The following is a 19502-nucleotide window of genomic DNA, read 5'->3' as shown; positions in this document are numbered from 1 at the left end:
ATTAACTTTAACGCTAAAAATGAACTACTTTTTCAATAGCTATTTGGACACGCTTTGGTGTCGGAAGGTAATGTTCCTCCAAAGCAAAGAATGGTACTGGAACATCAAATCCTGTTACTCTCTCGATTGGAGCCTTCAAGTAAAGAAATGACGTATCATTAATCACAGATACTATATCATTCCCAAGACCACTAGTAGCATGAGCCTCATGTACAACCACAGCTCTACCAGTTTTTTGAACAGACTCTGCAATGATGTTTCTGTCTAATGGATACAATGTGCGTAAATCAATTACTTCACAACTCACCCCATTTCGTTCTATTTGCTGTACCGCTTTTTCCACAGTTGGGATCATCGCTCCCCAAGCAATAACCGTAACATCATTCCCTTCCTTGCGAATGTTTCCTTTTCCAATTTCTATACTGTATGAATCTACCGGTACTTCTTCTTTAGTTGAACGGTAGCTACGCATTGGCTCGAGATATAATACTGGGTCGGGATCTTCTACTGCTGCAATCAATAATCCTTTTGCATCGTGTGGCGTTGCTGGACAAACGACTTTTAACCCCGGCATGTGAGTAAAAAGTACTTCTGCAGAATCAGAGTGTACTTCTGGAGCTCGAACTCCCGCTCCATAGGGCGCCCTAATTACCATAGGAACCGAGAAATGCCCCATTGTTTTCATTCGCAAACGAGATACATGAGTCATAATTTGATCATATGCCGGATAAATAAAGCCCATAAATTGAATCTCTGCAATCGGTTTGAACCCATTTACAGCAAGACCGACAGAGGTTCCGATAATACCTGATTCTGATAGAGGGGTATCGACTACACGATCCTCTCCAAATTGTTCTTGTAGCCCATCCGTTGCACGGAAAACTCCTCCGTTTTTACCAACGTCCTCCCCTAAAATCAGAGTCATCTGATCATTTTCAAGTACCGTTTTCATTCCATCATTAATCGCTTGAATCAGTGTCATTTTCTCTGTAACAGCATTCTGTTGAGGTGTTTTTTTTACCTGTGTAGCCATATTATTCCCTCCTTAATAGTTCCAAGTAAGTGTCTTTTTGTTCCTGCAATTGCTTTGGAGGATTTGCATATACATGATCAAATAAATCTTCTACTTTCGCTTTTGGATATTCTTCCATCCCTTTAACAGCCGCTTCCACTTCTTCTTCGATATTCATCTTCATTTGCGTAATTTCTGCTTCATTCCAAAAACCGTAGTTCTTCATAAATCGCTCTAGACGAGTAATTGGTTCTACAATATCCTTCCCTTGATCCTGTGGTCGATATTTAGTTGGATCATCTGCAGTAGTATGAGCTCCTGTTCGCCAAGTTACTGCTTCAATCAACGTTGGACCCTCACCATTTCTTGCTCGCTCAACCGCTTTTTTTGTTTCAAAATAAACGGAAAAACAATCATTTCCATCAATTCTTACACTAGGTATTTCATAGGCAATAGCTTTTTGGGCTATTGTTTTTGAATTCATTTGTTTATCAAACGGAACCGAAATAGCATACCGATTATTTTGATTAAAAAAGATCGTTGGTGTTTGAAAGACACTAGCAAAGTTTAACCCTTCATGGAAATCACCTTCTGATGTTGCTCCATCTCCAAAGTACACAATCGATACATTATTGGTCCCTTTTCTTTTTTCTGCCCAAGCAGCACCTGCAGCATGTGGTAATTGTGTTGCTATCGGAACAGCTGCAGGGAAGATGTTTTTCCCATTAGGAGGCACACACCCCTCTACTCTTCCATTCCAATACAGAAAAGTTCTTATCATATCAGACCCAAATGTTAACATCGCTCCATGATCACGATAGGTCGGAAACATCCAATCATTTGGCCCTAAAGCTAATGCACTTCCAACCTGTGCTGCTTCCTGCCCTTCAAACGGCGGATATGTTCCTATTCGTCCCTGTCGTTGTAGATTTTTCGCCTTCTGATCAAACGTACGAATTCTACACATATGGTAATAAAATTGGTAAACCAGCTGTTTATCTAACTTTTCCCTGTACGATTCTTCCAATAAATTACCTTGATCATCCATTATTTTCAGGATAGGAAAATTATTCTCCATGCCGAAACCTCCAATTCTAGTAAACTACATTATCGTATATCCCATTTAGGTTTAATAGACCTCGTATAAAAACTATTTCTTCTCGCTTTCTCAGCGATAATTCTTTCACATATTCGATTTGCAGCTTCATTAGTTGTTATTTGGTGGATTTCTGCTTGTTGGTAGACTTCGAGGATCACATGATAGATTTCTTTCGTCTTTGCAAGAACTCGTTCTTTATTCGCACCATATAATTCATCTGCTACCTGTATAAGTCCACCAGCATTCACAATGTAGTCAGGTGCATATAATATACCTTTTTCTGATATTTTTTTTCCATGCTCTTCTGATTTCAATTGGTTATTAGTGGAACCAACAATTGCTTTAGCTTTTAATTGGTTAATCGTATCATCATTAATCACTCCACCAACTGCACACGGTACAAATATATCCACATCCTGAGAGTAGATTTTGGTTTGTTCAACTATTTGGACATTCCCAGCGGTTTGAGTTGCTTTTTTGTTTATAGCCTGCAATTTTTCTTCACTTACATCTGTTACAACGATGCTCGCTCCTTCATCTAGCAATCGCTCGGCTACCTTAAAGCCCACTTTACCGAGTCCCTGTATAGCATAGGAGACCCCATTAAGTTTCTGTTTTCCAAATAAGGCTTGGTTTGTTGCCTGGATACCGTATAGCACTCCCATGGCAGTAGGGATGGAAGAATCACCGCCTCCTCCATATGCTTCTGGCACCCCAACAATATTAGTAGTTTCTTTCATTGCCTGAATAAAATCATCCATGGTTGTACCCATGTCAGTTCCTGTATAAAATCGGCCTCCGAGTGAGTCAACATATTGGCCAAATGAGCGGAATAGTTCTGGTGTTTTGTCTGTGAGGGGATCGCCGATGATGACGGCTTTTCCACCACCAAAGTCAACATCTGCTGCAGCACATTTATAAGTCATACCTTTTGAAAGACGAAGCACATCTTCCAAAGCCTCTTCTATACTTTGATAAGGATGCATTCTACATCCTCCAAGTGCTGGTCCTAATGTTGTATTATGTATTGCAATAATTGCCCGTAACCCTGAGTTTGGATTATTACAAAATACAATCTGTTCGTGTTCGGACATTTTATCTAAGAGTGTAAATTCTTCATCTATTGATAACCCTTCTATTAATCCCATAAAAAACCTCCTACGCGAGGATTCTTTTACATGTTTTCACTTTCTGGTACAGATAGTTTTTGTTGAATCACTTTTTTCGGTAGAATTACTTGTTTAACTATCCCTTTACCAATAATCCCTTGTTCATTATATGCTTCAACCTTGGTAATTACTTGTTGATCTTTATATTCTGTAAGAGTTGCGATTAATTTCACTTTAGAATGTACTGGTGACGCATTAATATGTTTTAGTTCTACTGCAGCTCCCATACCCTCTTCATGATCCTCTAAAAACGGTAGTATGATCTTTCTAGACACCCATTCCATATGGTAAACCATTGCTACAGTTGAATATGCTGGATGTACAACTTTTCCTTCAAAACTAGCAAACATATCTTCGGTCACTTCTATTTCTATTGATTCCTTCCTGCCAATTTCCATTCCCGGCTTCAAGGTACCACTCCTTTTCCCCATTTCCACTGTTAGTATAGGGTTAAATACATGTACAAGTTCATTGAAACGCTTACATTATTACCTTATTTAATGAAAAGTTATTATATGACGTTATTTAAACGTTATTTTATCACTGCGTAACAATGCAGTCAATTATATATTTTGAAAAGTCAATATATTTTATTTGTTATTTCGACTAATGGATCGGGGAACAGATTGTATTATTTGGGAAGTACGTTGCGTTTGTTGATTTGCTTCCTGGACCATCTTTTCAAAGAGTTCTGCAACACTTGGTTCATCCTGAATTAAGCCTGCTACTTGCCCACTATTTAAGAAACCATTATTCTCGTCACCTTGAATCGCTCCTCGAATGTGTTGGTCTTCTGAAGTTAGCCGATTATATTCTTCTAAAGATAAACCACTTTTTTCTAAGGAATATAGCTTTTCAGCATAGTTATTCTTTAATACCCGTCTAACTCTTCCTACTGAACGACCTATGATAATTGCATCTGATCCTTCAGCCTGGATCAACCCTTTCTTGTATGATTTATGGAAAGGAGCTTCCTTGGTGGCAATTAATCGCGTACCCAGCTGAACACCACTAGCCCCTAATGTTAATGCAGCTGCTAATCCTTTTCCATCCCCAATTCCTCCTGCTGCAATTACAGGTATATTCACCTGCTGAACTATTTGTGGAATTAAGGTAAATGTTGTAAGTTCTAAATTTGAATTTATTCCTGCTGCTTCAAAACCTTCTGCTACTAAAAGATCAGCTCCAGCAGCCTCTGCTTTTTGAGCATGCTTTACTGCCGCTACTATAGCAATTACCTGTATATTATGTTCATGTAAAATTGGTATGTAAGGTGCAGGGTTACCTGCTGATAAAGATACGATCGGAATCTCATGTTTTATAACTAAGGTAAGTAACTCTTCTACATACGGAGTTACATTAATAGCAATGTTCACAGCAAAGGGATGATCAGTTAGTTGTTTCATGGAGAGTATAATTTTTTCAACCTCTTCTGGGGACATTGTTCCACACCCAATCGTCCCTAGCCCTCCTGCTTCTGAAACAGCGGCTGTTAAGGAAGCATTACTTATATTCCCCATTCCTCCTTGGATGATTGGATAACTGATATTTAGTAACGTACAGATATCGTGCATGTTGACCCTCCTTTAATGATGATTTAGACTGGCTGGTGCGTTTGTGGCCGATGTTGGTGCGCTCATAAGATCTCACCTTATAAAACTATTTACCTCTAAACTCTGGCTGACGTTTCTTACTAAATGCTAGTAATGCTTCCATCCGATCCTCTGTTGGAATTGTTAGTTCATATGCCTTTGATTCAATTTCGAGACCGGTTTGAATATCCGTATTCATTCCTTGAATAATCGCATGTTTTGCCTGTTTAACAGCAATTGGTCCATTTTTCATGATATCTCTCGCTAGTTGCTCACATGTAGAAAGCAGTTCTCCTTCATCTACTACTTGAAGCAACACACCTAACTCTAGTGCTTCTTCTGCTGTTAATTTTTTTGCCGTTAAAATTAATTCCTTTGCCTTCATTTCACCAACTAGTCTAGGTAACCGCTGTGTTCCTCCTGCACCTGGTATAATTGCCCAACTCGTTTCCGTTAAGCCCATTTGAGCACCGCTTACTGCAATTGCAAAGTCACAAGCTAGTATTAATTCAAAACCACCACCAAACGCATACCCATTTACTGCAGCTATCGTTGGTTGCGGAAGCTGTGCAATCTGATTAAAGACGTCGCGAATCTTTTTTACATTTCTACGTACTTCTGTTTCAGTGAGCGTTTTTCGTTCTTTAAGGTCAGCTCCAGCACTAAATGCCTTCTGCCCCGCACCAGTAATAATAACTACTTGAATCTCTGGATCGATATGGATTTGTTCGATTACCTGCTGAAGGTTTTGGAGTGTTTCAAAGTTAAAGCAGTTTAAAGCTTTTTCTCTATTGATCGTTACATAAGCAATACCGTTTTCCTTTTGATAAAGGATGTTTTTCAAGGTTGTTAAACTCCTTTCAAGTATATTTTCCGTGATACTGAAAAAATCATTATGAGCGATTATTTTGATTTATGAACACTCCCACACTATATATGAGTAAATCACCTTCTCCTCGACCCTCACTAACCATGTTCAATCAACATTTTCCACAACAACAGATATGCCTTGACCTACACCGACACACATTGTTGCTAGACCATACTGTGTATCGCGTTTTTTCATTTCATGAATGAGTGTTGTAAGGATACGTGCACCACTTGCACCTAATGGATGCCCAAACGCTATTGCTCCACCATTCACATTTACCTGTTCATGATCAAGACCTAACTGACGAATACATTCGATAGACTGAGAAGCAAATGCCTCATTTAACTCCACCAATCCAATTTGATCAACCATTAACCCAGCTCGATTCAACGCCTTTTTCGAGGCATAGATTGGACCTAATCCCATTATCGATGGTTCAAGACCTGCTGTTGCACTAACAACATATTTCACTAATGGATTTAACCCTAAATCCTTAGCCTTTTCAGCACTCATGACTAGTAAGGCGGATGCACCATCATTTACTCCTGATGCATTTCCCGCTGTAATTGTTCCACCATCAAAGATTGGCTGTAAAGTAGACAACTTTTCCAATGTCGTTTCAGGACGTGGATGTTCATCCTGGGCAACTACAACCTCATTCCCTTTTCGATCATGATAAAAAACCGGTACGAGCTCATCTTCTAAGCGGCCAGATTCTACCGCTTGCTTGGCGCGTTGCTGACTTTCATAGGCAAATTGATCCTGCTCTTCCCTTGTAATGCGATAACGCTCAGCTACATTTTCTGCTGTTTGCGGCATAGAGTCCGTCCCATATCGCTGTTCTAGTTTTTTATTAACAAACCGCCAGCCAATCGTTGTATCCAAGAGTTCCATATTTCCACGTGGAAAATCCTTTGTTGGTTTGGCCATAACAAAAGGAGCACGTGTCATACTCTCTGTGCCACCTGCTATGAAAATATCACCTTCACCCACCGCTATAGCTCGTGCAGCATACATAACCGCGTCTAGACCAGAACCACATAATCTATTAATCGTTGTTGCCCCCACCGTTACTGGTAACCCAGCTAGAAGGGTAGACATTCTGGCAACATTCCGATTATCTTCTCCAGCTTGATTGGCATTACCAAGGACTACCTCTTCAATTTGCTCTAGTGGAACGGATGGATTTCGGTCGACCAAAGCTTGAATAACCGTTGCGCCAAGGTCATCTGGTCGTATACTTTTTAATGCACCTTTATATCTTCCAATTGGCGTACGGACAGCATCCACGATTACGACATCTCTCATTTTTTCACCATCTCACCTTTATCGGTATAGTCATAAACACCTTTGCCTGTTTTTCTTCCTAATCTTCCTGCCTTCACATATTGTTCAAGTAAAGGTGCTGGTCGATATTTTTCTCCTAATGTTTCATGTAGGTATTTCAAGTTATTTAAGCGAGCATCTAAACCAACTAAATCACCAAGCTCTAATGGTCCCATCGGATAATTCAACCCGAGTCGGATCGCTTTATCGATATCTTCAGCAGTGGCAACTCCTTCTTGTAGCATATGAAATGCCTCATTTCCGACTAAGGCACTAATCCGACTGGTCACAAACCCCGGAAACTCGTTCACTTCAACCGTTTCCTTGCCCATCTTTTCAGCTACCTGTTGAATAATGGAAACTGCTTCTTGACTTGTTTCTAGCCCTTTAACTATTTCAACCAAACGCATGCTATAAACTGGATTAAAAAAGTGCATGACGGCAACTTGTTTTGGTCGAGTAGTATAAGAACCTAACTCCGTTGGGCTAATCGTAGAGGTATTTGATGCAAGAATAGTGTGCTTCGGTGCATGTTGATCAGTTACCTCTAGTACATTCTTTTTCAACTCACGTTTTTCTGGTACTGCTTCAATGATTAAATCAGCATCTTTTACGGTTTGCTCCAAATTTATAGACGTATGTAAATGATTGAATAGATTTAGAGATTCATCGACTGTTATCTTCCCTCGTTGGACACCTTTTTCCGAGGTGTTTTTGGCATATTCATAGGCATCTTGAAGCTGTTTTTCAGATATATCTACTAACGTTGTGCGGAAACCAGCAAGGGCCGAGACATAGGCAATGCCTCGCCCCATTACACCAGCTCCCACGACTACGATATTTCGTATTGTCATGGTATGCCCCTTTCTTTATACTCCAAAAGGATTTAGTGGTTTAGATCCATAATAAGCAAGAACACTTTTATCTTCCATGTATAAATCTAGTGTTTCCACACTTAACTCTCTACCAAATCCTGATTGCTTGTAACCTCCAAATGGCGTTCCTGGAAATGCAGAGAACGGACTGTTCACCATTACAATTCCCGCTTCAATTTGATGGGCTACACGAGTTGCTCGAGCTTGATTTGTCGTCCATACTGCAGAACCTAATCCATATTCGGTATCATTCGCTCGCTTAATGACATCTTTTTCGTCGCTAAACTTCTCCACAACAACTACTGGTCCAAAAATCTCCTCCCGAACTGCTTTCATGTCCGGTGTCACATCGACAATGATGGTTGGCTCATACCAATAACCATTTTCAAATCCTTCGATTTGCATTTCTTTACCACCGGTTAAGATAGTTGCTCCATCTTCTACGGCAGATTGAACATACGCATCAATTTTTTCTAATTGACTACGACTGATAATAGATCCTACATGTGTTCCTTTATCGAACGGGTCGCCTAGTTTTAGTTTCTTCGTTTTCGCGACAAATTGCTCCATGAACTCATCATAGATTGACTCATGAACAAACATGCGTGAACGTGCTTCACAGGACTGGCCAGTATTAAAGAAAATACCAAAAAGAGAACCAGGGACTGCTGCTTCTAAATCTGCATCCTCAAACACAATATTCGGTGACTTACCACCAAGCTCAAGGGTAAGTCGTTTTAATGTGCCTGAGGCTTTTTCCATAATATCTCTACCTGTTGGTGTCGAGCCGGTAAATGCAACTTTATTCACATCTTTATGTTGTACTAAGTAATCTCCAACAACTTCACCAGAACCTGGAATAGTATTTACAACACCCTCTGGAACACCTGCTTCATGACAAATCTCATTTAAAATAATGGCAGTTATAGGGGTTAAGCTAGCCGGTTTCACTACTACCGAACACCCTGCTGCAATAGCTGGTGCAATCTTCCAAGCAGCCATCATCATTGGGTAGTTCCACGGGATAATTTGGGCGCAAACTCCTACTGGTTCTTTATGTGTATAATTGAAGAATCCATATGGCATATTGTTTACCTCACCACGATGCCCAACGATCGCACCGGCATAAAATTCAAAGTCCTCAATTGATTGATTAATTTGCACTTGTGCAGCGCCAACAGACTTTCCACTATTTAATACTTCGATTTCTACTAACTCTTTAAATCGTTCCCTCATTATTGCTGCAATCTTATTCAATACACGAGCACGCTTCCCAATGGGATACTTACGCCACTTCCCATGGTCAAATGCATTTCTTGCCGCTTGAACAGCCTTTTCAGCTTCCTCTTTACTAGCTTTAGCAACAGTCGCTAATACTTCTCCTTTTGCTGGATTATATGTTTCAAATACTTCACCAGTGCTACTTTCCACACGTTCCCCATTTATAATCATGGAATAATGTTGCCGTTTCATCGTTCCTACTTCCGTAATTCCTTCTTGAGTTACTGCTTCTGCCATAATTAAAAGCCTCCTTGTTTTCTATCTACCCGTAAATTTTGGTTTACGCTTTTCTGCAAATGCATGTAGGCCTTCTTGATGATCTTGAGTCAAACCAGCGATCCGCTGTGCTTGTGCTTCTTGCTCCAAAAATACATCTAATTCACTATGCATTCCATCCAACATATACCTTTTTATCAATGAAAAAGATGTTGTCGGTAATGCAGCTAAACGATTTACAAATTGCTTTACCTTTTCATCCCACTCAGATGAATCATAAACTTCCGTCACCAAACCAAGTTCATATGCTTCCTCACCTGTAATTGGTTTTCCTATTGCGGCTATTTCTAATGCCTTTGCATATCCAACTAAACGCGGAAGTATATATATAAATCCCGAGTCAGGTACTAGACCAACATTTAAAAAGGCACTAATAAATTTTGCTTTTGCTTGCATAACACGAAAATCAGCCGCTAACGCTAAACTCATTCCTGCCCCAGCTGCTGTCCCATTAATGGCAGCTACGATTGGTTTTGGCGCTTGTTTCATCGCCATTAACATCGGATGATATCGTTCCCGCAAAAAAGAGGCATGATTTGTATCTTCATCAACATCTGCTAAATCCTGACCAGAACAGAATGCCTTTCCACTACCTGTTAGGACAATACATCTAATATCCCCATCCTTACTGGCTGTTTTTATTGCCTTCGTAATTTCCTTGTTCATCATTTCCGTTATTGCATGATAGGCTGTTGGACGATTCAACGTAATTGTTGCTACTTGTTCATCTACTTCATACACAATGGTTTCAAAACCCACGACTACACCCCCTTAAAAGAAGGTGGACGTTTTTCTTTAAATGCCTGCATTCCTTCGTTTTGATCTTCAGATGCAAATGTGACATAGAAGTTTTTCCGCTCTAGTTTTTTCCCCTCGAGTAGTGGTAAGTCTTCTGCTGCATATACTGCTTCCTTAATCAATCTTAATGAAATAGGTGCTTGCTTAGTGAGCTGATTTGCTAATCTCATTGCTTCTTCCTCTACTAGCTCAGGAGCAACCACTCGATTAATTACGCCATAATGTGCCGCTTCCTTTGCAGACATAGATTCTCCTAGCCATATCCATTCAAGAGCTTTTCGTCTACCCATGGCCTTCGTTAAAAATTGTGTCCCACCAGCTCCTGGCATCACACCTAGCTTCACTTCTGGAAAACCAAATTTCGCATCTTCAGCCGCAATAATTAAATCGCAATGCAAAGCAAGTTCAAACCCACCACCTAATGCAAAACCATTTACAGCAGCAATAATAGGCTTTTTTATAAGACTAATGCGATCCCATACCGCAAATGGATCTGTCATTTCGAGAGTTAGAGGAGTATCTTCCATCATTTCCTCAATATCTGCACCTGCTGCAAAAGCGCGATGATTACCTTTTAAAAGAATGACTCGAATCTGATCGTCTCGATTAAATTCTTCCAGTTGTTCAACAATTTCATCCACCATCAATCGATTAAGTGCATTCAACGCGTTTGGTCGATTAAGCTGAATAATACCAATTGGCCCCTCTTTTAAAACATTGATATACGTTTTACTCATCAATTTCCTCACCAATCATTAGTGTTACAATATCCCCTGCGAATTGCATTACGTCTTTACCAGAGGCTCTGCCTTCGTCTGTCTTCATGGCCTTTTGTAGTGATTCATGGTCATCATAGAACATCTCACAAAGCAAGTAATACTCACTTTTTCCCATTGGAGAGCCGACAATTCTTGTAACCTTCATATCTCGTAAACCAGGAATCTTTCTCGTAATTGGTGCATGGGTATTAAAGTAATGTTCGTCAAATTTTTCCTTATCCTCCGGTTGCTTATATAAAGCGATTAATTTAACCATGTGTTAAAACTCCTTTTTTAATATTATTATTTATCCGCCTGCGTCTACTAGCATTGTTCCGAAGTATAGTTCCTCGGCGGAAGAGTGAACAAGTCAAGCTGTTCCCTTGGGTGAAGCCGTACCCGCGATAAAGTAGACACTGTGAAAGCGATTAAAAGAGCTTGAACAGATGTCGCCCTTTTGCTGGAAGTGAAATCGACTTCTAGAGAGTAAATCTCTTTGTAGTTAAATGGCCATCTTCTGAGCGTTTTCCGAACAATAATTTACATCGCATTTTACATCTACTAAAAAGATTAAACTAAATATCTTGTGAAAAGTGTCTAGGATTTTGTCAAACTTACGACGGGTTTCATAGCTTCGAATGGATTTCTGCAAGCACTACAATATAAAATACTGCGACAAGCTGTAGGACCAAACACATTTTCCATTGACGTATAATCGGACCCACAAAACGGACAGTTAACCGTCCACTCATCACCAGGTTGATAGTTTTCAGGTGGTGGAGAGATTCCATGCTTTTTTAACTGTTCTTTTCCTCGGTCCGTAATTGCATCTGTTGACCATTGATGTTCAAATGTAAAATGCACATCACAAGTGTCCACCCACTCGACATCCTCAACGGCTTTTTTAACATTTAATTCTATAAAATCCAGTGCTGGACATCCCGCAAAGGTTGGAACCATGGTAATCATGACATTTCTTCCCTGTAACGTGACATCATGAACCATACCAAGATCTAAAACACTTACAGAAGGAAGTTCTGGATCATCTACCGTTTGTAAAACGGAGCGGATATTCGCTATACCTTGCTCCCCATTCATCTCTACTCCCTCCTCTCAACAATGCTAGAATGGATTTACCAAACTGCTTTTTTGTCACTGTTATAAACCTCAGCAAAGGTTTGTAATGCTTGCTTTAAGTCCGCAGTATGGACTCCATTTCTACCGCTGCCATACTTCTTTCCAAGTGGTGATTCTGGTGGGTTAGCTATGTTCACACCTACCTCTTTTAACCATGCTTCCTTCAAATAATCCTCACTTGAAATTAATTGATGCTTTAACATGTCATTGGCATAGCTTCCGAGTTCTAATACATCTTCAAATTCACTCCAAGCTTCTTCAATCCGACTGTTAATTCGCTCACGAGCATCTTCTGTAGCATGTTGCAATTGGTTCATCCACATTTTCCAATGAGCCAAGTGATAGGTTTGCTCCATTAACGCTTTAGAAGCAACATTAGCTAATGGTTTATAGGAACTAGTTGAAATCGCTTCCATTTTTATTTTTTTAAAGGTTTCATAAAAATAGTTTCGAACAACAGCTAATGCCCAGTCATAATAGGGTTCCTCATGATATGCCCCTTCCCCATTACGCTTTTCTAGATATATTCCATTTCTCCTTTGCTCTAGAGTTCGTTCATGCGCTAATACATCAGCATTCCCTTCACCTAGTTCTTCTAATAGTTCATAGAACATCACAGCATGCCCCATCGTATTTTGGGTAATGGAAGAAAATGCAACATCCTCCTCAATATGAGGTGCTAACCCTAACCATTCTGCTCCACGAAAAGATATAATAAAGTCATCATCTGCCAATTGATAAACTAGTTCCGTCAATGCCTTTAAGTAGGAGGGATCTTTTTTTGCTTGTTCTGCATTTTCCACAACTGTCACTTCTTGCCCACCTCTTTCCATGATAAAATTTCTTTTTCATCTAGCATGCCCTGTTCTTTTTCCTTCCACTTCTTTCGTAAATAACCATATCCCTTTGTCGTGCGGTAATCTTTATTATCTAAACGTTTCGTCCATTGTTGCCGCTCTTCACTAGACATTTTTCGAACATTATTTTGTTTAACGACCCATACATCTATTACCTCTTCCCGACGCATGAAGTTCTCTTGGGCCATCATAAGCGCCATTTCTTCGTTTGGTGCAAGCAAACTAAACTGATGTTGCATTGGTGCTTTTTTTCCACGTCTACTAAACACCTCATAAATTTGGTAAAAATCAGATTCCTTATCCATCACTTTTCCCCCTCTACCCTTTAGGATCCAATTGTTTCTGGTACTAAGGCTTGACGTACCCAACGATTATTTTCATAAGCAATTTCACGTAAGCGTAATCGCTCCTTAGAGCGTGGTCCCTTATTACGGATGATTTGCTTAAATTCATTCCAATCTGGTTGTTGATAGATCCATTTTCCTTCTTTTTCATCATAATGTACGGTTTCATCTGGAACGGTTAACCCAAGTGAGAAAACTCGAGGCAAATATTTATCTAAAAAAGCTTGCCTTAGCTCTTCATTCGTACTTTTACGAACACGATATTTAATCATAATATCTTGCTTGGATGATCCAGTAGTAGCAGCTGAACTAGGGCCGAAAAACATCAATAAAGCTGGCCACCAGCGATTTAATGACTCTTGTAATATTTCACGCTGATAATCCGTACCTTCTGCCAAAGCCATAATAATTGCTTCCCCGTGTTGAGCATGGAAAACTTCTTCCTGACAAATTCGTTGTAGTGCCCGTTGGTATGGACCATAGGATGCATCTAGCATATTTGTTTGCGACATAATTGCAGCGCCGTCTACTAACCACCCGACCATCCCCGCATCTGCCCATGTTTTGGTTGGCATATGGAAAACATTATGAAACTTCAAATCTCCATTTAAGAGATCTTCCATTAGGTTCTCTCTTGTCTTTCCATATGGTTTCATCAAGTCTTCTGCAACACGTAATAATAACTGACCATGCCCCATTTCATCTTGAACTTTCGCCATAATCCCAAGCTTTCTTCTCAAGGTTGGTGCTTTTGGGGTCCATTCTTTCTCCGGTAATGCCCCCATAATTTCACTAATACCATGCATAGAAATCAGTTTAATTAATGCTTGTCGGTACTCAGTTGGCATCCAATCATCTGCTTCAATTTTTTCACCTGCTTCGATGCGAGCCATGAACTGTTCATATTTTTCTTGATCTTCTTCGACATACGCAGTTGTTTTTGAGTCCCCATCCTCCACATAGTTATACATCGCAATCTCCCCTTGTTACGTTTATATAACGTTATGGTATCAAATTGTTATATAATGATCAAGAAGAAACCAAATTTTCTAAAAAATATTTACACTATTAGCATGTTTTTTATATTACAAATTTATGTTATTCGTTTTTTATTTAGCATAGGAATATGAAAAAATTAGGAGGAATTAGTGAATATTTTTTTATTCTGTAGTACACTAATCTTTATAAAGTTAGCCATCAAGTAAAGGGAACAGGAAAGGAAAGTCTATGGAAAAGCAATTCAACACAAGATCAATGATTTTCACATTATACGGGGATTATATTCGTCATTATGGTAATGTTATTTGGATTGGTAGTTTAATTCGTTTATTAAAAGAATTTGGTCACAATGAACAATCTGTACGTGCTGCGATATCTCGTATGAGTAAGCAAGGTTGGGTGCAATCTGAAAAAAGAGGTAATAAAAGCTATTATTCTTTGACAGAACGTGGAAAGAAACGAATGGAAGAAGCTTCGAAGCGCATTTATAAGCTAGAATCACCTTCTTGGGACGGTGACTGGAGAATGCTTGTTTACACGATTCCTGAGGAGAAACGCCACTTACGGGATGAGCTTCGAAAAGAGCTCGTATGGAGTGGGTTTGGATTACTATCCAATAGTTGTTGGATCACACCAAATCCATTAGAAGAGCAGGTACAAAATTTAATAGAAAAGTACAATATTGCTCCATATGTTTCCTTTTTTCGGGCGACCTATGAAGGGTTGCAAACGAATAAAAGCTTAGTAGAGAAGTGCTGGGACCTGGATAATATTAACGAAAAGTACTCTCAATTCATTCAGGAATATAGTCAAAAGTATATTCTTGATAAGAACAAATTAGAAAAAGGCGATATGAGTGATGGCAATTGCTTTGTTGAATGTGCATTACTTGTTCACGAGTATCGCAAGTTTTTATTTGTTGACCCTAGCCTCCCACAGGAATTACTCCCAGAAAAATGGTTAGGTGACTCTGCTGCAACATTATTTAATGATTATTATCATATGTTAGCCAAGCCTGCTAAACGCTTTTTTGAAGCCGTATTTGAACAAGGAGTTCCGATTGAAAAATAACAGTAATAAGCTTAACTTGACCTAGTCCTTCTGCCAAAACCCTTAATTATACCTATACTTTCATGTATGCCATACAAAAGGTACCCCCATCTACGGGAGTACCTTTTGTCATAGCCTAGAAACTTCCTCTAAAATATCTACTTGTTTAAATTCCTGCCCCTTTTTAGCATAGGTTTGAATCGCATCTTCAATCATTTCAAAGTCTTTATCCGTTAGTTTCCTAACCACCTTACCTGGTGCACCAAGCACAAGCGAGTGTGGTGGAATCACCTTTTTAGATGGAACTAAGCTATTTGCACCAATAATAGAATACTCTCCAATCTCAGCTCCATCTAGAACTGTTGCACCCATCCCAACTAAGACACCTTTTCGTAGTATACACCCATGAATAATAGCATTATGTCCAATCGATACTTCGTCTTCAAGGGTTAATGGAAATTCCTCATATAGATGGCACATTGCGTTGTCCTGAATATTACAACGTTTTCCTATTCGTATCGGACCTTCATCCCCCCTGATCACCGCGTTAAACCAGACACTGGAGTAAGCTCCAATTTCTACATTCCCAATAACCTTGGCTCCATCCGCTATATATGCTGTCTCATGAATAGTTGGTGTATAATTTTTGTATCGATAAATCATTTAACTCCTCCTCCCCGATCATCATCCCCATAAATATATCATAAATCATACGACATTTAATATTATAGTTACACATCTGAATGGTTGACAAATTTTTATTATTTAAATATTCTTTATATAACATTATTATAATAACCGTATAATTTACGTCATATAGTATTTTGATTATTGTATGGAATAGTTCGGGAAATTCAATATTAAAATGAGGGAGAGAGCTGGAAAATGAAGGAAGAGGTTGTTGATATTACTATTATTGGTGCAGGACCAGTTGGGTTATTCACGGCATTTTATGCTGGAATGAGGGAGGCATCCGTAAAAATAATAGATAGCATGCCTGAAGTAGGTGGTCAGTTAGCTGCGCTTTACCCAGATAAGTATATATATGATGTAGCAGGTTTTACGAAAGTGAAAGCAAAGGAATTAGTTGAACAGCTTCATAAACAAGCTGAAGCATTTTCTCCAAGCATCTGTTTAAACGAGTCTGTACAACAAGTAAAGAAGTTAGAAGATGGCTCATTTTATATAGAAACTACCTCCAGTTCCCATTATTCTAAAAGCATTATTATAACTGCAGGTGCTGGTGCATTTCAGCCTCGCAAACTTAAGCTAGATAATGCTACAGAATTTGAAGGTAATACACTACACTATTTCATTACGAATTTAAATCATTTTCAAGATAGGCGAGTATTGATTTGTGGTGGGGGAGATTCTGCTGTTGACTGGGCATTGGCATTAGAGTCCATCGCAAAACAGGTCACCCTTATTCATCGAAGAAATAACTTTCGGGCACATGAGCACAGCCTAACCTTACTGAAGCAATCAAATGTAGACATTCAAACACCTTTTGAAGTAACAAGTCTTATCGGAAATAACGGAGAAATCAAGCAGGTAATTATTCAAGAGGTAAAAGGTGGAAAGAACGAGGTTCTGGAAGTAGAAGATATCATTGTTAATTATGGTTTTATCACAAACATAGGACCAATCAAAAATTGGGGATTAGAAACTACCAAGAATGCAATCAACGTTACTATGCAAATGGAAACAAATATTCCTGGCATTTTTGCTGCAGGAGACATATGCTCCTACGACGGCAAGCCAAAATTGATTGCGACAGGCTTTGGTGAAGCGACTATTGCTGTGAACCATGCGAAAAAGTTTATCAATCCAAAAGCCAAACTAAGCGTGCATAGCACTCATTTATTTGCATAATATGTTTTTCGAATACAAATCAGATGCCATTAGGAAACTTGGCTTTTCAAAAGCATTACGAATGCAGTATAAGAAAACTAACTTATCTAATAAAAAATGGCTGTACCATGAGTCATGAAACATGACTTATGGTACAGCCTCACTTTTATGTTATTTTTCAGAGGGACGTGTATTTACTTCATACCATTTTTTTGTAGATGCATATTCGCAATCTCTAATTTTTTTAAATGTTGCTTTTGGAATTTTCCACTTTAAATAGTTCGCTTCGTCTTCGGTTAGTCGTAATTCACGGACGCGAATTCCATCTTTAAATGATTCTAACAAAAACTCATCAAACTCTTTTTGATTCGAAATCACTTAATGCCCTCCTTCAATAATAGTGCTTTTTAACTGATTGGTTAGGCTCTATTCTTTACGATTCTTAACGATTAATTGATTTAAAACGTGTAGAAACAGCAACGTGATTTCCACTCCTGGCAGTCGCTTTTCGAACGGTATAAACGCATCAACTATCATTTCAAGTTATTACAAAATCTATACAACTCACGCAAAAAGAGCCTTTAGTTATCAGTGTACATGCACATTTTCAGGATGTTATTTATACTATATTTATGACATCCTAACCATAATATGCTCACTTTATGCTTGTTTCACTTTGGCTATTTCACTTCAACATTTTCTTTATTTAATCGATCTAGAGCTATACCTGCACCATAGTCCATTCCTTGACAACCAGCAAGTAAGACTAAATCATTGGTGTTAGCTCTTGATAGTCCTTCAAGAATAGCATCTGGTAATTCATCATACAAATGCACCTTAATGCCTGCTTTATCCATAACATCTAAAAAGGCTTGCACTTCATCGTCAGTAACTTCGTCTTTAGGTGTTGTATGGGAATTACTACGTGTTGCAATTACTTCTTTCAAGCCTAGTCTAGATGCCCAATCCACAACTACTTCAGCATTTTCTTGATTGATCACAGCACCACGCTGACCTCTAATCGCATAAACTAAATGTAAGTTATTATAGTCCATAAAATCTAATGTCTGTAATGTAACATTAATATTTCCTGGATTAGCAAAATGATCATCCACAACTTTAAATTCATCTTCATAAATAAATTCAAACCTACGTGGTACACCAGTAAATTCTTTTAACGTCTTCTGAATCGTTGGGATAGAAACTCCGCTAAGTAAGCCAATTGTAATAGCGACCATTGCATTATATACGGAATGTAATCCTGGAACAGCTAACTCTACAAAAAATTCACTTGGCTTATAATCAATTCCACTTGCTGAGAATGGTTTTAAAATCTCAACCGTAAACCTTCCTCTTCCTGTTGTTAGGTCAAGGTTTTTACAATGAATATGTCCCGAGTTATTATTTAATCCAAATGAAATAACTTGTGCTTTTGTTTGATCAACTAAAGAAGCTGAATATGGATCATCTAGATTTAGTACAGCATGACTATTCTCGGAAGCATTTCGAATTAAACTAGATTTTGCCTCAAAGTACTTTTCAAATGTACCGTGCATTTCCATGTGCTCACGGCTCATATTATTAAGGGTAACAATATTGTAGTCTACTTCCTCCACACGATGTAATTCAAGTGCAGCGGAAGATACTTCCATCGTAACATGTGATACATCGTTTTTAACCATATCATTTAAATACTTTTGTAGGTCTAATGATTCTGGAGTGGTTAAATCAGCCGGAATTGATTGGTCTCCATTTTTAATGGTAACCGTACCTATTAACCCAGTTTTATGACCTTGATTCTCTAAAATGGCATTAGCCATATAGGAAGTAGTTGTCTTACCATTTGTTGCTGTAATTCCAATCATATGCATTTTTTCAGATGGATAATTATAGTAGGCCGCACCTAATTGGGCTAACGCTTTTCTGCTATTAGCTACCACCACTTGTGGTACGTCAACATCTTGTTGAATCTCTTCAACAACAGCTACCTCAGCTCCTCGTTTCACTGCATCCGCTAAATACTTATGCCCATCTGTCTTATAACCACGCACACAAACAAATAAATGTCCTTTTTCAACCTTTTGAGAATGATATGAAATTCCTGTTACTTCTAAACCGCTTAAATCAATGTTATTTTCTACTTCAATCGATTGTAACAATTGCTTTAATTTCATATTAAACTACCTCCTAACCATTAACGTTAATTA

Annotated in this window: 21 protein-coding genes; 2 read left to right on the top strand and 19 right to left on the bottom strand. The window is 38.8% G+C overall.

Annotation, left to right across the window (positions count from 1 at the left end; genetic code table 11):
- Positions 1 to 13: 13 nt before the first annotated feature.
- The 16 genes from GMD78_RS09865 to paaA all read right to left on the bottom strand — a co-directional run bounded on the left by GMD78_RS09865 (position 14) and on the right by paaA (position 14366).
- Complete coding sequence (locus tag GMD78_RS09865) at positions 14 to 1033, bottom strand: alpha-ketoacid dehydrogenase subunit beta (RefSeq protein ID WP_155668655.1); 1020 nt, start codon at positions 1031 to 1033, stop codon at positions 14 to 16.
- 1 nt (position 1034) lies between these two features.
- Entirely contained in the window at positions 1035 to 2090 is a 1056-nt protein-coding gene (pdhA, locus tag GMD78_RS09860; protein ID WP_155668654.1) for a pyruvate dehydrogenase (acetyl-transferring) E1 component subunit alpha, read from the bottom strand.
- A 29-nt stretch (positions 2091 to 2119) separates the two neighbouring features.
- Positions 2120 to 3259, bottom strand: coding sequence for a Leu/Phe/Val dehydrogenase (locus GMD78_RS09855; protein ID WP_155668653.1), 1140 nt, complete (start codon positions 3257 to 3259; stop codon positions 2120 to 2122).
- Between the two features lie 26 nt (positions 3260 to 3285).
- The gene (locus GMD78_RS09850) at positions 3286 to 3690 is read right to left on the bottom strand and encodes a thioesterase family protein (protein WP_155668652.1); all 405 of its coding nucleotides are present in this window, start codon (positions 3688 to 3690) and stop codon (positions 3286 to 3288) included.
- Between the two features lie 180 nt (positions 3691 to 3870).
- Positions 3871 to 4854 carry an NAD(P)H-dependent flavin oxidoreductase gene (locus tag GMD78_RS09845; protein ID WP_155668651.1) on the bottom strand — a complete coding sequence of 328 codons (984 nt, stop codon included), beginning with the start codon at positions 4852 to 4854 and terminating at the stop codon, positions 3871 to 3873.
- A gap of 85 nt (positions 4855 to 4939) precedes the next feature.
- A complete protein-coding gene (locus GMD78_RS09840) occupies positions 4940 to 5716 on the bottom strand; it encodes an enoyl-CoA hydratase-related protein (protein WP_155668650.1) in 777 nt (258 codons plus the stop codon).
- A gap of 132 nt (positions 5717 to 5848) precedes the next feature.
- Complete coding sequence (locus GMD78_RS09835) at positions 5849 to 7051, bottom strand: acetyl-CoA C-acyltransferase (protein WP_155668649.1); 1203 nt, start codon at positions 7049 to 7051, stop codon at positions 5849 to 5851.
- On the bottom strand, positions 7048 to 7923 hold the full coding sequence (locus GMD78_RS09830; protein WP_155668648.1) for a 3-hydroxyacyl-CoA dehydrogenase: 876 nt from the start codon (positions 7921 to 7923) through the stop codon (positions 7048 to 7050). The genes GMD78_RS09835 and GMD78_RS09830 overlap by 4 nt, the downstream gene beginning before the upstream one ends.
- Positions 7924 to 7938: 15 nt before the next feature.
- Complete coding sequence (locus tag GMD78_RS09825) at positions 7939 to 9462, bottom strand: aldehyde dehydrogenase family protein (RefSeq protein ID WP_246187620.1); 1524 nt, start codon at positions 9460 to 9462, stop codon at positions 7939 to 7941.
- 21 nt (positions 9463 to 9483) lie between these two features.
- Positions 9484 to 10260 (bottom strand): enoyl-CoA hydratase/isomerase family protein, encoded by a 777-nt coding sequence (locus GMD78_RS09820; RefSeq protein WP_343042233.1) that lies wholly within the window; start codon positions 10258 to 10260, stop codon positions 9484 to 9486.
- A gap of 2 nt (positions 10261 to 10262) precedes the next feature.
- Positions 10263 to 11036, bottom strand: coding sequence for an enoyl-CoA hydratase/isomerase family protein (locus tag GMD78_RS09815; protein WP_155668647.1), 774 nt, complete (start codon positions 11034 to 11036; stop codon positions 10263 to 10265).
- A complete protein-coding gene (locus GMD78_RS09810; RefSeq protein WP_155668646.1) occupies positions 11029 to 11334 on the bottom strand; it encodes an EthD family reductase in 306 nt (101 codons plus the stop codon). The genes GMD78_RS09815 and GMD78_RS09810 overlap by 8 nt, the downstream gene beginning before the upstream one ends.
- Before the next feature lie 320 nt (positions 11335 to 11654).
- Positions 11655 to 12155: a 1,2-phenylacetyl-CoA epoxidase subunit PaaD gene (gene paaD, locus GMD78_RS09805; protein ID WP_155668645.1), complete on the bottom strand. Its 501-nt coding sequence runs from the start codon at positions 12153 to 12155 to the stop codon at positions 11655 to 11657.
- A 35-nt stretch (positions 12156 to 12190) separates the two neighbouring features.
- On the bottom strand, positions 12191 to 13027 hold the full coding sequence (gene paaC, locus GMD78_RS09800) for a 1,2-phenylacetyl-CoA epoxidase subunit PaaC (RefSeq protein WP_155668644.1): 837 nt from the start codon (positions 13025 to 13027) through the stop codon (positions 12191 to 12193).
- The gene (gene paaB / locus GMD78_RS09795; protein ID WP_155668643.1) at positions 13003 to 13356 is read right to left on the bottom strand and encodes a 1,2-phenylacetyl-CoA epoxidase subunit PaaB; all 354 of its coding nucleotides are present in this window, start codon (positions 13354 to 13356) and stop codon (positions 13003 to 13005) included. Before paaB ends, paaC begins: the two co-directional genes overlap by 25 nt.
- Before the next feature lie 20 nt (positions 13357 to 13376).
- Positions 13377 to 14366 carry a 1,2-phenylacetyl-CoA epoxidase subunit PaaA gene (paaA, locus tag GMD78_RS09790; RefSeq protein ID WP_155668642.1) on the bottom strand — a complete coding sequence of 330 codons (990 nt, stop codon included), beginning with the start codon at positions 14364 to 14366 and terminating at the stop codon, positions 13377 to 13379.
- 256 nt (positions 14367 to 14622) lie between these two features.
- Between paaA and paaX the strand changes: the two genes are divergently transcribed.
- Positions 14623 to 15465, top strand: coding sequence for a phenylacetic acid degradation operon negative regulatory protein PaaX (paaX, locus tag GMD78_RS09785; RefSeq protein WP_155668641.1), 843 nt, complete (start codon positions 14623 to 14625; stop codon positions 15463 to 15465).
- A 108-nt stretch (positions 15466 to 15573) separates the two neighbouring features.
- Here the strand turns inward: paaX and GMD78_RS09780 are convergent, their stop codons facing one another.
- Entirely contained in the window at positions 15574 to 16107 is a 534-nt protein-coding gene (locus GMD78_RS09780; protein ID WP_155668640.1) for a gamma carbonic anhydrase family protein, read from the bottom strand.
- 222 nt (positions 16108 to 16329) lie between these two features.
- Between GMD78_RS09780 and GMD78_RS09775 the strand changes: the two genes are divergently transcribed.
- Entirely contained in the window at positions 16330 to 17316 is a 987-nt protein-coding gene (locus tag GMD78_RS09775) for an NAD(P)/FAD-dependent oxidoreductase (protein ID WP_155668639.1), read from the top strand.
- 150 nt (positions 17317 to 17466) lie between these two features.
- Here GMD78_RS09775 and GMD78_RS09770 read toward each other — a convergent pair whose 3' ends face one another.
- Positions 17467 to 17673, bottom strand: a complete 207-nt coding sequence (locus GMD78_RS09770) for a hypothetical protein (protein ID WP_155668638.1) — start codon at positions 17671 to 17673, stop codon at positions 17467 to 17469.
- Positions 17674 to 17975: 302 nt separating this feature from the next.
- On the bottom strand, positions 17976 to 19469 hold the full coding sequence (locus GMD78_RS09765) for a Mur ligase family protein (RefSeq protein ID WP_155668637.1): 1494 nt from the start codon (positions 19467 to 19469) through the stop codon (positions 17976 to 17978).
- Positions 19470 to 19502 lie beyond the last annotated feature (33 nt).

It is taken from the genome of Ornithinibacillus caprae, assembly GCF_009728145.1.
GTDB lineage: Bacteria > Bacillota > Bacilli > Bacillales > Amphibacillaceae > Ornithinibacillus > Ornithinibacillus caprae.
This window is presented reverse-complemented; position numbering and strand designations above follow the sequence as displayed.